11 protein-coding genes are annotated in these 12,951 nt (G+C 64.6%); 6 read left to right on the top strand and 5 right to left on the bottom strand.

Annotation, left to right across the window (positions count from 1 at the left end; genetic code table 11):
• Window positions 1-120: 120 nt before the first annotated feature.
• From ACPJXG_RS08230 to ACPJXG_RS08210, 5 genes are all read right to left on the bottom strand, one after another.
• Entirely contained in the window at window positions 121-672 is a 552-nt protein-coding gene (locus ACPJXG_RS08230) for an NADAR family protein (RefSeq protein WP_035820578.1), read from the bottom strand.
• Between the two features lie 37 nt (window positions 673-709).
• Window positions 710-1,489 (bottom strand): uracil-DNA glycosylase, encoded by a 780-nt coding sequence (locus ACPJXG_RS08225; protein ID WP_425253922.1) that lies wholly within the window; start codon window positions 1,487-1,489, stop codon window positions 710-712.
• Between the two features lie 133 nt (window positions 1,490-1,622).
• Window positions 1,623-2,273, bottom strand: coding sequence for a maleylacetoacetate isomerase (gene maiA / locus ACPJXG_RS08220; RefSeq protein ID WP_425253921.1), 651 nt, complete (start codon window positions 2,271-2,273; stop codon window positions 1,623-1,625).
• Between the two features lie 14 nt (window positions 2,274-2,287).
• A complete protein-coding gene (locus ACPJXG_RS08215; RefSeq protein WP_425253920.1) occupies window positions 2,288-3,316 on the bottom strand; it encodes a fumarylacetoacetate hydrolase family protein in 1,029 nt (342 codons plus the stop codon).
• 50 nt (window positions 3,317-3,366) lie between these two features.
• Window positions 3,367-3,900: a VOC family protein gene (locus ACPJXG_RS08210; RefSeq protein ID WP_425253919.1), complete on the bottom strand. Its 534-nt coding sequence runs from the start codon at window positions 3,898-3,900 to the stop codon at window positions 3,367-3,369.
• A 126-nt stretch (window positions 3,901-4,026) separates the two neighbouring features.
• Here ACPJXG_RS08210 and ACPJXG_RS08205 point away from each other — a divergent pair, with 126 nt between their 5' ends.
• From ACPJXG_RS08205 to ACPJXG_RS08180, 6 genes are all read left to right on the top strand, one after another.
• Window positions 4,027-4,962 carry a LysR family transcriptional regulator gene (locus ACPJXG_RS08205; protein WP_099400359.1) on the top strand — a complete coding sequence of 312 codons (936 nt, stop codon included), beginning with the start codon at window positions 4,027-4,029 and terminating at the stop codon, window positions 4,960-4,962.
• A gap of 29 nt (window positions 4,963-4,991) precedes the next feature.
• Window positions 4,992-5,609 carry a gamma-glutamylcyclotransferase gene (locus ACPJXG_RS08200; RefSeq protein WP_425253918.1) on the top strand — a complete coding sequence of 206 codons (618 nt, stop codon included), beginning with the start codon at window positions 4,992-4,994 and terminating at the stop codon, window positions 5,607-5,609.
• A 260-nt stretch (window positions 5,610-5,869) separates the two neighbouring features.
• A complete protein-coding gene (locus tag ACPJXG_RS08195; protein ID WP_425253917.1) occupies window positions 5,870-8,224 on the top strand; it encodes a sigma 54-interacting transcriptional regulator in 2,355 nt (784 codons plus the stop codon).
• Window positions 8,199-9,419: a DUF917 family protein gene (locus tag ACPJXG_RS08190; RefSeq protein WP_425253916.1), complete on the top strand. Its 1,221-nt coding sequence runs from the start codon at window positions 8,199-8,201 to the stop codon at window positions 9,417-9,419. The genes ACPJXG_RS08195 and ACPJXG_RS08190 overlap by 26 nt, the downstream gene beginning before the upstream one ends.
• Window positions 9,416-10,129, top strand: a complete 714-nt coding sequence (locus ACPJXG_RS08185) for an aspartate/glutamate racemase family protein (protein WP_278316563.1) — start codon at window positions 9,416-9,418, stop codon at window positions 10,127-10,129. Before ACPJXG_RS08190 ends, ACPJXG_RS08185 begins: the two co-directional genes overlap by 4 nt.
• 301 nt (window positions 10,130-10,430) lie before the next feature.
• Window positions 10,431-12,344, top strand: a complete 1,914-nt coding sequence (locus tag ACPJXG_RS08180; protein ID WP_425253915.1) for a S8 family serine peptidase — start codon at window positions 10,431-10,433, stop codon at window positions 12,342-12,344.
• Window positions 12,345-12,951: the final 607 nt, after the last annotated feature.

Here is a 12,951-nt window from a genome sequence, read left to right as displayed (position 1 = left end):
TTTAGTCAAGTATAACAAATTCGGCGGGGTTTGTCAGAGCGCCCCTCGATGACCACAGGGCTGGCAGGGGCATGGCCGGCCGCGCCAGGCGCGGCGGCATCAGGAAAACAACAGTACTCGTCAAGCACGCAAGGCGCTGCGCACTTTCATCAGTTCAAAACCGAGCAAGTTCAAGCCGTCCCAGGTGGCGGGGTCCAGGATGCGCGGATTGTCCGACGCCAGGCCCACGCCCCAGATGCGGTCGACGGGACTGGCTTCGACGATGACGCGCTCGCCCGTGCCCAGCAGAAACTTGCGCAGCGCGGCCTTTTGCGAAAACTTGGCAAAGTTGCCATCGAAGACGATGCCGGCGCGGGCCGCTTCCCATACTTTGGCATCGAAGTTCGCCACTTCGCGCCCCAGTTTTTTCACTTCCGACGGCCGCGCGGCCGCCACGATGCGCGCCTGCACGGCCGTGTCGCCAAACAGGGCCGCCTTTTGCGCCATCATGTAGTGCTCGGCCGTCGCATACGTCACGCCGGCCAGGCTGAAGGGCGATGGAAACCACTGGCTGAAGCAGCTTTTGTCGGGCACCTGCGGCTGCGCCGGCGTGTGTCCCCAGAAATACAGATAGTCGGGCACGCCGCCCGCCGCGATCCACGCCTTCAATTCTTCCACGTTACTGATTTGCATATTCCCCGCACTTCCGCCAGATGGCGTCAATTCAATCTCAAGCACGCAATAGTTGCATCGGGCCAAACAAGGCCTGCATGTCACGATTGCCGATAAAGGACAGATTATACGGATGTTCCGCCGTCACCTGCGGCAAGGCCGCCGCCACCGGCAAACGTTTGATGAGCTCGGCAATCTTGCCCCACAGCACCAGTTGCGGCAAGGCCGCCCCGCCCTGCCGCGCCAGCGCTTCGAGCACCACCTGCAGGAAGGGCAGCCAGCCGCGCGCATCCTGCACGGGCGGCACGTGGGCACGGAACACCAGCGCCGCGTTGAGCAGCAGGAAGCCCTGTTCCGTCATCTTGCGCTGCAAGTCGGGCAAGGTCTGGATCACGCCGCTGCCCGGCAGTTGCGCGGCGGCCGCCACGGGCGCCATGGCCACGCCGGAAGTATCTCCGGCCTGCAGCTGGCCATCGGCCACCAGCAGCATCTTCATGAAGTTGCGCAGCGAAGTGGCGCGGTTGACGGGCTTCGACAGCCCCGTGGCCGACCACAGACTGCCGACGGCGCCATCCATGAAACACACGCCCGTGGCGCTGTCGGCGCGCGGATACGGCCCCTCGCCCACCAGCACGTAGCGCACCTGCGCCAGCGGCAGGGCAAAGGCGGCGAACAGCCGGCCCTGCGTGGGCAGGTAGTCGTCGATGGCCAGTGCCGGCAGGTAGGCGGGATCGGCCGCCATCACGGCGTGCAAGCCGCGCAGCAGGATGGGACGCCAGGAATCATGCGCCAGGGACAGGGCATCGATGATGCTGGCAGGAACGGTTGTTGCAGTCATGGCGCGTAAAGTATTTGGGCAAACGCAAATTGTAGCCTACCGGCAAGCTGGCATTAGCCACCAAAAATCAAGCACGCATAAAAAAGCCCCACCTGTTGCCAGACGGGGCTTCCTGCCTTGCGGCTTAGAAAATCTATTCGGCGTCAGGCTGCTGCGACGGATGGGCGGCCGCAAACGCGGGCAAGCCGGCGCAATGGGCATGGATGCGCGCCACGCGCGGGTATGGCGCCAGGTCGATGGCGAAGCGCTGCGCATTGAATACCTGCGGCACCAGGCAGCAGTCGGCCATCGTCGGGCTATCGCCATGGCAGAACAGGCCAGCTCCGGCCGGATCGCCCTGCGCCAGCAGCGCCTCCACGGCCGCCAGTCCCTCGGCCATCCAGTGGCGGTACCACTCCTGCTTGGCCTCGTCCGACAGCCCCAGCGTGTTTTTCAGGTATTTCAGCACGCGCAGATTCGTCAGCGGATGCGCGTCGCAGGCGATCGCCAGCGCCAGCGCGCGCACCCTGGCGCGGCCCAGCGCGTCCGGCGGCAGCAGTGGCACGTCAGGGCGCGTCTCGTCCAGATACTCGAGCATGGCCAGCGACTGCGTCAGGATGGCGCCGTCGTCATCGAGCGCCGGCACCAGGGCCGACGGATTGACGGCGCGGTAGGCTGGCAGCAGCTGCTGGCCGCCATCCTGCAGCAGGTGCACGGGGATGCTGTCGTAGGCGATGCCTTTGAGATTCAAGGCAATGCGCACGCGGTAGGCGGCCGAACTGCGAAAGTAGGTGTACAGCTTCATGGGGCGCCCTCCCCTCAGGCGCGTGTGGCGCCAGCGTACAGGGCCACGGTCTGCTCGATGCTGCCGAAGATGCTGGCGCCGGCCGCGTCGCGCATCTCGATGCGCACCGTGTCGCCGAACTTCAGGTAGGCAGTTTTCGGCGCGCCGTGTTCGATGGTTTCATACATGCGCACTTCGGCCAGGCAGCAGTAACCGACGCCGCCGTTCTCGATGCTGGAACCAAACAGGTTGCCCTGCTTGTTCGATACGGTGCCGGAACCGATGATGCTGCCGGCGCCCAGTTCGCGCGTCTTCGCCGCATGCGCGACCAGCTGGGCAAAGTTGAAGGTCATGTCTTCGCCCGCGTTTGGCTTGCCGAAGGGCTTGTCGTTCAGGTCCACCAGCAGCGGCAAATGCAGTTTGCTGCCAGCCCAGTCGGCACCCAGTTCATCGGGCGTGACGGCGACGGGCGAAAACGCGCTGGCCGCCTTCGACTGGAAGAAACCGAAGCCCTTGGCCAGCTCGCCCGGAATCAGGTTGCGCAAGGAGACGTCGTTGACCAGCATGACGAGGCGGATCGCTTGCGCCGCATCGTCCACGCCGGCGCCCATGGCCACGTCGCCCGTAATCACCGCCACTTCCGCTTCCAGGTCGATGCCCCACTCTTCCGACAAGGCGAAGATCGGGTCGCGCGGGCCAATAAAACTGTCGGAGCCGCCCTGGTACATCAGCGGATCCGTATAAAACGAGGCCGGCACTTCCGCGTTGCGCGCCTTGCGCACCAGTTCCACGTGGTTGATGTAGGCGGAGCCGTCGGCCCACTGGTAGGCGCGCGGCAGCGGCGAGTGGCACAGCGCCGCATCAAACGGCTGCGCGTCCGGCGCCTGGCCCGCGTTCAGGTCGGCATACGCCTGCTCCAGTTTCGGCGCCACGGCGTCCCAATTGTCGAGCGCCGCCTGCAGAGTGGGCGCGATGGCGGCCACGCGCTGGTACTGGCGCAGGTCGCGGCTGACGAGGATCAGGGCGCCGTCGCGGCTGCCGTTTTTCAGGGTTGCGAGTTTCATGGTGTTCCTTGTTCGGTGGTTGTTTCAGAGAGGTTGCCGGTCTGGGGCGCTCAGGCTTCGGCCGGCGCGTGCATCCAGGCGGCGTGCTTGGGCGCGCGGCGCGTCTGCGACCATTCTTCCAGCATGTCCCATTTGACGGCGTCCAGTTTGGCCTTCATCTCGGGCGTGCCCACGTTGGCCGCCAGTTCCAGGCGATGGCCGTTCGGGTCGAAGAAATAGATCGACTGGAAGATGGCGTGGTTGACGGGGCCCAGCACCTCGATGCCGCCGGCCACCAGGCGCTCCTTGGCGGCCAACAGTTCTTCCATGCTGCCCACTTCCAGCGCCAGGTGCTGCACCCAGGCCGGGGTATTGCGGTCGCGGTCCATCGGCGGCTGCGTCGGCAGTTCAAAAAAGGCCAGCACATTGCCCTGCCCCGCGTCGAGGAAGACGTGCATGTACGGGTCCGGCGCCTTGGTCGACGGCACCAGGTCTTCGGCGATGGCGAGGACGAAATTCATGTTCAAATGCTTGACGTACCACTCGACGGTTTTCTTCGCGTCGATGCAGCGGTAGGCGACGTGGTGGATTTGCTTGATCTTCATGTGCTTGTCTCCAATGGATGGCGCCGTGGGCGCGTTGGCTGGCCTGTTTTTCAGCTTTTCACCATTAGAATCGAGTTCCAGCTATCATACAAACAATTTTTAACCATTGATTTATCGGATTATCTTATGAGTCCCAGCCTGCGGCAAATGCGCGCCTTCGTGGCGCTGGCCAAGACCGGCAGTTTTACCCTGGCCGCCGAATACCTGCACGTGACGCAGTCCGCCTTGAGCGGCTTGATCAAGGAACTCGAAAGCGTGCTGGGCGTGCGCGTGGTCGAGCGCAGCACGCGCAAGACGCAGTTGTCGGAAATAGGCCGCGAGCTGTATCCGCTGTTTGAAAAGATGATCGAGGATCTCGATGGCGCCATGGCCGGCATCGCCCAGCGCAAGGCCCTGAAGACCGGCATGGTGCGCATCGCCGCGCCGCAGATGATGGCCTGCACCCTGCTGCCGGAAGTGATCGCCGCCTACCGCCAGGCGCACCCGGACGTGCAGCTGCGCCTCGTCGACTGCCCCGTGGAGAATGTGTCGGCGCGCGTCTTCAGTGGCGAAGTCGATTTCGGCATCGGCCCCGAGCGCGACCCGACGGCGGAAATCGCCGCGCAAGTACTGTTCGAAATGCCCTTCGTGCTGGTCTTCCCCGAGCAGCACCCGCTGCAGCAGAAAGAGCGCGTCACCTGGGCCGACGTGGGCGACTATCCGTTCATCTCGCTGCAAGGCCAGTTCACGGAACGCCTGCTGCGCGACATGCACGGCGCGTTTCGCGAGCTGTCGCTCAATCCCTACAACGAGGTGACCTTCATGACAACGGCGCTGGCCATGGTCAGCGCCAACCTGGGCATCACGGTCTGCCTGCCGTACGCGGAACCGATGGTCAAACTATATCAATTGCAGATGCGCGCCCTGCACGAGCCGGAACTGACGCGGCGCTTTTTCGTCTACACGAAGACGGGGCGGTCGCTGTCGCCGGCCGCCGAAAGCTTCATGGCCTTTTTGTTCCGCTTTGTCGAGACGCACGAGTGGAACGTGGGAGCGGGCGGCACGGCTGGCGCCGCTTTATAATCGGGCATCGCCCTTTCACCGCTCGCACCATGACCCAGCCTCACCAGAACGATCTGTCCGCCATCGACGCCGCCACCATCGCCATCAACCAGCGCATGAACAAATTCGACGGCCATGCACAGGTCTGGCTGTTTGGCTATGGCTCGCTGATCTACAAGGCGGACTTTCCCTATATTGAACGGCGCCCGGCCAGCATCGCCGGCTGGACGCGGCGCTTCTGGCAAGGCTCGCACGACCACCGGGGCACGCCGATGGCGCCGGGCCGGGTCGCCACCATTGTGCCGCAAGCGGGCGCCGTGTGCGACGGCATGGCTTACCTGATCACGCCCGAAGTCTTCGCCCACCTCGACCACCGCGAAAAGAACGGCTATTTGCGCCTGGCCACCGACATCACTTTCGAGGATGGCCGCAAGGTCGAAGGCTTGGTCTACATCGCCAACGAGGAAAACGCCGCTTTCCTCGGCGCCGCCCCGGAACTGGACATCGCGCGCCAGATCGCCCGCTCTGCCGGCCCCAGCGGCCCGAACAGCGAGTACCTGCTGCACCTGGCCAGCGCCCTGCGCGAGCTGGGCAAGAGCGACCCGCACGTCTTTGCCATCGAGCAACATCTGGCGCAATTGAAGGATGCGCCGCCAGCAGCGCAGTGAGTGACGGCGGGCAAGCAGCTTGCATGATGCAAGCGATGAATATATTTTCATTGTGACAATTGGCGACTATCGCCGTTTTATTAGCGGCCATAATCGGAACGCGCGATTCCTTTATGCATGAGTGGGGCAACGGTACGCGTCAGCAGGCAGCGGGGCAGAACAAAAAATAGGGCCCTGCATGATCGGAGCGAAATCACCGGAGCGAGACGACCATGTCCGAAAGGTCTATGCTGCAACAGCATGGGAGGCAGCCGCATTGCATGCTTCCCGGAGCAAGCGCTATTGCCCCTGTGCATGTCCCCGTCCACTGCGGCAACGCCGGGGGCGGGCTAAACATCATTGGCAGCTCCCCAATATTCCAACGCCTGCTGCGCATGGTCGAAGCCGTGGCGCCGACCCGCTGCACGGTGCTCATCAGTGGCCCAACCGGTTCCGGCAAGGAAATCATCGCCCAGCTCGTGCACCGGCACAGCGGCGATCCCGCTGCGCCCTTTGTCGATCTCAACTGCGGCGCACTGCCGGAACACCTGATCGACGCGGAACTCTTCGGCCATACCAAGGGCGCATTTACGGGAGCGCTCAACAGCCGCACCGGGTTCTTCGCCCAAGCGGGACAAGGCACGCTGTTTCTCGATGAAATAGGCGAATTGCCGCTAGGTGTACAGAGCAAGCTGCTGCGCGTACTCGAAGCACGCTGTTTCCGGCCACTGGGCGGTGGTGATATCCAGCCGTTCAACGGCCGCATCGTGGCCGCCACCCACTGCGACCTGGCCGCGATGGTGCAAGCGGGCCGTTTCCGCGAAGACCTGTATTACCGGCTGGCGGTATTGAAACTCGACGTGCCGGGCCTGGACCAGCGCCGCGGCGACGTCGCCGCCCTCGCCACTCACTTTGCCAGCCTGCAGAAGCGGCCCATCCGCTTTACCGCCACCGCCATGGAACGCCTGGGCCGGCATGCCTGGCCCGGCCATATCCGCGAACTGCGCAACCTGGTTGAACGGCTGTCGATACTGGCCGAATCGGCGCTGATCGATGCCCACAGCCTGGACGCCTTCCTGTCGGCGGGCATGCCGGAAGACGCGGATCACACGCTGCTGGCGGAAGCCCTGATGCGGCTGGAAGGCGACAACAAGCTGGAGGCCGCGGAACAATTGCTGATCGACTATGCGATGCGCCTTGCCGATGGCAACAAGACGATCGCGGCGCGCCACCTGGGCATCAACCGCAAGGTCATCGAACGCCGCGTGCATGGCGACGAGGAGCGCAGCAATTTTGCCCGCGTCTGCCTGCTGGAGGGACGTGCGCTGATCGAGGCGGCCCGTTTCAAGGAGGCCATCGAAGTATTGCGTCGCGGCCTCACCTTGCTGGCCGCCGACGCCCACCCCTGCACCGCGCGCCGCCTGAGCTGCGACCTGCACCGCTGGCTCGCCATTTCGCACCGCGGCATCAGCGGCTGGCAAAGCGCCGAAGCGCTCGCCTGCTACCAGCAGGCATTGCAGGAAGCGGCGGCGCTGGGCGACGAGGTGGAAATCACCGCCCTGCGCTTCGGCATCTGGAGCTCGCAACTGATGGCGCTGGACCTGGTGGCGGCCCGGGCTACGGCGCAAGACATGCTGCAGCGGGCGCAAGCCATAGGTGACACGGACTTGCTGGCGCAGGCCCATCTGGCCCTGGCCAACACGCTGTTCTGGCTAGGCGATTACCGCGAAACGCTGGCCTGCCTGGAGCGCGGACACCTGCTATGCGGCGCGGCATCGGCCGACACCGGGGGACAGGGCCTGGACATCGCCGTGCTGTCGAGCACTTTCGAAGGCCTGTCCTGCTTCCAGAGCGGCGCCTTCCGGCGCGCGCGCCAGGTAATGGACCACCTGGCATTGCGCGGCGGCGCCGACAACCCGCATCCCTTCCATCGCGCCATCGCACTGCAGGGCGCCGCATGGCTCGCCTGCATGTTCGAGGACTGGAGCCGGCTGGCAAACCTGGCGGCGGACCTGCAAACCGTCGCCAGCGAATATGGCTATCAATTCTACCTGGGAGTGGGCCAGATATTCCATGCCTGCGCATTGGCGTCGGGCAACATCCATGTACAGACCGAACAGCGCATCGCCGATGGCTACCAGCAATACATGCTGTGCGAAGGCGGCATGCTCTTCCATTCATTCCAGGCCTGGAAACGGGGCGAACTGCTGTTGTCGGCAGGCCAGCCATCGCAAGCCCGGCAACTGCTGCACGGCGCCATCGAACTGGCGCTGGAACATGGCGAACGGGCCTACCTGGTCGAACTGCTCGACATGCATGCGCAGACGTGGATCGCGGTGGGTGACCTGGACAACGCGGAACGCGAACTGGGCAGTGCACTGTCGACCGCCAAGGCGCTGGGCGCGACGGCCGGCGGCCTGCTGGTGGCGACCCGCCTGGCGCAACTGCTGCAGCAGCGCGGACGCCGGCCGGAAGCACTCGAACACCTCACGCGCGCCTTGCGCGGCGTGGAACGTGACACGGCTTTCCCCCGGTTTGCCCAGGCGCTGCAGTTGCAGACCACCCTGGCGCAAACCATTTCCATGCCATGCCAACCTGAGGACCCGCAACATGAGCTATGTGCTGAATCACGATGACCTTGAATCGCTACTGCTGGGAGCTTGCTTCTTCGGCAGCGGTGGTGGCGGCACGCTCACTTCCGCGCGCAGCCTGCTGGCCCAATTCCACGCCGGCGATTACTATCCGGACGCCCAAGTGCGCGTGGTCAGCGTCGACGAAGCCACCGATGGCGAGACAGTCATGGTGGCTTACCTGGGCTCGCCCGTGGCGATCAATGGCGCCCAATTTCCGCAAGGTCCCGTCGATGCCGTGATCGCCATCAGGGAGCGCCTGGCGCTGGAAAACCGCACCCTGGCCTACCTGGCGCCGCCCGAGAGCGGGGCGCTGGGGTTTCTCGTCGCCTGCCTGGTCGCCGCCCACCTGGGGCTGGCGGTGATCGACGCCGATGGCGCCGGCCGTGCCGTTCCCTCGCTGCCGCAGCTGACGTATGCGGCCGAGCAGATCAATCCGCGCCCGGCCTTCCTCGTCAGCCAGTCGGGACTGCGCGTGGAACTCGACGTCCAGCCGAGCCAGGGCGTGAACGGCGCCCGCGCCCACCAGCAGGACGTGGCAACGATCATCGACCAGATGATGCGCCCCATCGTCTCGCAGGCCGATTTCAAGCAGTTCGGCGGGCTGGCCATGTGGATCATGGCGCCGGCGGAACTGGCCCGGGCGCTGCCCGTGCGCGGCACCCTGGGACGCGCCCTGCGCCTGGGCCGCGAACTGCAGGCAGGCCGCTTGCGCAGCGCGGACGAACTGGTCGACTATCTTGCGCGGCAATGCGACATGCGTGCCTGGCCATTGTTTCCTCAGGGCACATTCGTCGCCGCCGAAGTCGACTCGCGCAATGGCTTCGACCTGGGCAAGATCACCATCCGCGCGGGTGAACGGCTATGCACGGTCCTGTACCAGAACGAATCGCTGCTGGCCTGGGATAGCAGCCGCAGCACACCCCTCTGCATGGCGCCCGACACCATCAGCTACTTTGTCGAGGGCGATGGCCAGGCCGTGTATTCGAATGGCGACTTGCTGCTGCCTGACGGCACGCTCAACCCGGCCCTCCTGCAGCGCAAGGTGACGCTGCTGGGCCTGCAAGCCCACCCGGCATTGCGGGAACGGGGCGGCCTGATACTCGACAGCTTCATGCAACTGCTCAACACCATCGGCTACCTGGGACCCTATGTACCGCTGGCGGGCAACGCCGGCGCTGCGGCAGGGAGCGCCGCATGAAGCCGCTGCGCATCTGTATCGTGGCGCCGGTGGCCACGGCCGCCTACAACCAGCGCCTGCTCGCCGCCATCGAACCCGTGATGCCGCCCGATGTCGAAGTGTCCGTGCGCAATATTTCGAGCGGGCACGACTGCATCGAATACCGCGTCGACTGGCTGCAAAACGGTTATCCGGTGGTGCAACTGGCCAGGGAAATCGAAGGCGAAGGCTATGACGGCATCTGGCTCAGCGACTTCGACATGTGCGGCGTGGAGGCCGCGCGCGAAGTGATCGACATCCCCATCCTCGGCGGCTTCCCGCCCGCCGCCTTTACGGCGCTGGCCCTCAGCCAGCGCCTGTCGATCATGACGATACTGCCCAGCACGCTCGCCATGCAGCGGGGCCACATGCAGGCTTACGGCTTGCAGGACAGCTTCGCCTCGATCCGCTCCATCGACTGTCCCGTCGCCGACCTCGGCAAGCTGGACACGGTGGTCGAAAAAACTTTCAAGGCCGCCATGCTGGCGATACAGGACGACGGCGCCCAGTCCATCCTGCTCGGCTGCACAGGATTTGTCGGCGTCGCCGCGCGCGTCAGCGCGCTGCTGGAGGACGCGCTGCACACCTATGTGCCGGTGATCGATCCGAACCAGGCAGGCTTCAGCTTCCTGGTGTCCCTCGTGCGCATGCGCCTGCGGCCCAGCCGCGCCTGCTACAGCAAGGATAGCTGAACCGCCGCACGCGCCCGCGTCACGCCATGCCGTGCTGTGTCCCGGGCGCCCCCTCCCCGTCCTTGCCGCCTGCCGTTTTCGTCCATCCCGGCCAAAAAGAGTGGACGATATCCGCCATCATTGTTGCGTCACGACAATGCAAATCCGCCCCATACCTTGAAAATCAAGCACTTGGCCTTCTGGCACACCCCTTGCTAAAGATCATGCTATCGGCGCTAGAGCAACAGGCGCCGCAGCAGGCGGGCGGAGCACCTCAAGCGGTGAGCCGCACGCCCTCCAGGACCCAGCAAGGAGCGCCGCCGTGCCAACGACTATGGACGTATCCACCACCCACGACAGTCTGGCCAATCATGGCTTGCTGCCCGGCCTGGCTGCCTTGCAAGATGGCAATACCGGCTGTGCCGACATCTGCATCGCCGTGCTCGACGGTCCCGTCGATACCAGCCATCCCTGCTTTGCCGGCGCCAGGCTGCAACTGCTCGACACGCTCGCCACGGGTGCCAGCGGCAGCGGCCGGGCATCGCAACATGGCACCCATGTCGCCAGCATCATCTTTGGCCAGCCCGGCAGCCCGGTCACGGGCCTGGCCCCCCATTGTCGGGGCTTGATCCTGCCCATCTTTGCCGACCGTGCCGACGGCGCACTGACACAATGCACGCAGCTCGACCTGGCCCGCGCCATCACCCAGGCCGTCGAGCACGGCGCGCACATCATCAATGTCAGCGGCGGTGAACTGTCCGACAGCGGCAGCGCCGATGGCCTGCTGCAAAAAGCCATACAGCTGTGCCATGAACGCAACGTCCTGCTGATCGCCGCGGCGGGCAATGACGGCTGCGATTGCCTGCATATTCCCGCCTCCATCGAGTACACCCTGGTGGTCGGCGCCCTGGACCGGCAAGGCGCGCCCATGCCCAACAGCAACTGGGGCGAAGCCTATCGCGCGCGCGGCATCATGGCGCCCGGCACCGACATCCTCGGCGCCGCTCCCGCAGGGCGCGTGCGGCTCAGCAGCGGCACCAGCTTTGCCACCCCGATCGTCTCGGCCATCGCAGCCTTGCTGCTATGCCGGCAACACCAACATGGGGATCGTCCTGACCCTCGTGGAGTTTGCAGCGCATTGCTGCAGAGCGCAACGCGTTGCAACACCAATGGCGAGCAGGACTGTCGCCGCCTCCTGACTGGGACATTGAATGTGCCGGGCGCCACTCAACTATTATTAAAAGGGAAAATTGAAATGTCAGACGATACTGTGATTGAAGCGAGCCCAGCCAATGCCGACACTTCCGCGCAGGTGCATCCGCTCAGCATTCCCATGCTGGAAACCCCCTCCCTGGCCAACCTCGCGGGCCCTTCCGGCGCGACGCGACAAGGCATCGCCGCTTCCGGCATCGATGCCTCCGATTGCGGCTGCGGCGGCGGCAGCGCCAAGGGCCCGACGCTGGTGTATGCGCTGGGCAACCTGGGCATCGACTTCGGCAGTGAAGCGCGCCGCGATTCCTTCGTCCAGGCCATGCCACCAGGCAGGGACAATCCTGGCGATCCGCAGCAATTGATCGAATTCCTGCGCGCAAAGCCATATTTCCGCCAATCGCTGACCTGGACCGTCAACCTGGACGCCACGCCGATTTATGCGATCGTTCCCGTCGGCCCGTATGCCGACCTGACCTATGAACTGCTGTTCGAGGCCTATGTCGGCACCATCGATGGCCTGGTCGTCATGAATTCGTTTCCCGGCGTAATCTCGGGCGCCGCCAGGCTGATGTCCGGCCAGGTCGTGCCCGTGATCCAGCCGGCCATCCGGGGCATGTTCAGCTGGAATGTGCCGCAGCTGATCGACAGCCTGATGGCGGTGCAGGACAGCCTGGAAATCAACAGCAGCAACACGGGTGCGCGCCTGGAAAACTTCCTGAACCGCATCTATTACGACTTCCGCAACCTGGGCGTCACGGGCATGGACCGCGCGCTCAACTTCTCGGCCACGAATGCCATGCAAGCGGCGGAAATGCTGGCCAAGACCACCGGCATGCAGCTCGATACCATCGTCGTGCAACAGAGCCCTGTCTGCCGCCCGGGCTCCGAATGCTACGACATCATCATGACCTTCTTCAACCCGGAAAACCTGCAGGTAGCCAACACGGTCGCCCGCTTCGCCGTCGACGTCAGCGACGTGATACCGGTCAGCGTCGGCGCAGTGCGCTACTGGTCGCAACGCTAACGTCAACAGCATTTGAATTGTCGGGGCACGTGGGCGCAGCGATGCGTGCACGCGCTTCAGCATACGGTCGTTGGCGGGAAACGATCAGCACCGTACTTCGGTACGCACACCCATTGCCGCTGCCCGCGGCGGCGCCACCACAAGGAGTTTCGAAATGAACAATCTGCCATTGCAAGCCAAAGCCGTACAACGCAGCCCCAGCATCTCCGCCATCAGCCAGGGTGTCGCCCCTTCCGGCATTGCCTGCACCCTGTGCCAAATGGGTTGCAGCGCTTTGAGCGGCACCGCAAAGCAACTCTGCCTGATGGCTTGCAACTCCACCGTTTGCTGATCAAGCCAGCAGGATCGAGCCATCCCGGCTAAACCCGGCATGCCTGCGGGCGATGAGTTTCTCGTCGCCCGTTCAGCCAGCCGGCGTCACCCACGATTGAGGAAGGACAGCGATGCGACTCCCACTACAAAGCCCGCCTGTTTCGCGCAGCGCGCGTGGCCCTATCAACGCACAAGCCAACGTACAAGCCAGCGGCATGCAGCCGTCCGCCTGCGGACCGACCAACACGGGCCAAGGCCAGTGCTTCGATACACACGGGCCGATAGGCGGACCGAC

The organism is Janthinobacterium sp. NFX145 (assembly GCF_049810325.1).
In the GTDB taxonomy this organism is placed as follows: Bacteria; Pseudomonadota; Gammaproteobacteria; order Burkholderiales; family Burkholderiaceae_D; genus Janthinobacterium; species Janthinobacterium rivuli.
This window is presented reverse-complemented; position numbering and strand designations above follow the sequence as displayed.

What these genes read in the sequence shown, in the direction of transcription:
- ACPJXG_RS08225 (WP_425253922.1), bottom strand. Translation starts at nt 1,489, where the DNA reads ATGACTGCAACAACCGTTCCTGCCAGCATCATCGATGCCCTGTCCCTG.
- ACPJXG_RS08200 (WP_425253918.1), top strand. Translation starts at nt 4,992, where the DNA reads ATGACCCAGCCTCACCAGAACGATCTGTCCGCCATCGACGCCGCCACC.
- ACPJXG_RS08195 (WP_425253917.1), top strand. Translation starts at nt 5,870, where the DNA reads ATGCTTCCCGGAGCAAGCGCTATTGCCCCTGTGCATGTCCCCGTCCAC.
- maiA (WP_425253921.1), bottom strand. Translation starts at nt 2,273, where the DNA reads ATGAAGCTGTACACCTACTTTCGCAGTTCGGCCGCCTACCGCGTGCGC.
- ACPJXG_RS08230 (WP_035820578.1), bottom strand. Translation starts at nt 672, where the DNA reads ATGCAAATCAGTAACGTGGAAGAATTGAAGGCGTGGATCGCGGCGGGC.
- ACPJXG_RS08185 (WP_278316563.1), top strand. Translation starts at nt 9,416, where the DNA reads ATGAAGCCGCTGCGCATCTGTATCGTGGCGCCGGTGGCCACGGCCGCC.
- ACPJXG_RS08210 (WP_425253919.1), bottom strand. Translation starts at nt 3,900, where the DNA reads ATGAAGATCAAGCAAATCCACCACGTCGCCTACCGCTGCATCGACGCG.
- ACPJXG_RS08215 (WP_425253920.1), bottom strand. Translation starts at nt 3,316, where the DNA reads ATGAAACTCGCAACCCTGAAAAACGGCAGCCGCGACGGCGCCCTGATC.
- ACPJXG_RS08205 (WP_099400359.1), top strand. Translation starts at nt 4,027, where the DNA reads ATGAGTCCCAGCCTGCGGCAAATGCGCGCCTTCGTGGCGCTGGCCAAG.
- ACPJXG_RS08190 (WP_425253916.1), top strand. Translation starts at nt 8,199, where the DNA reads ATGAGCTATGTGCTGAATCACGATGACCTTGAATCGCTACTGCTGGGA.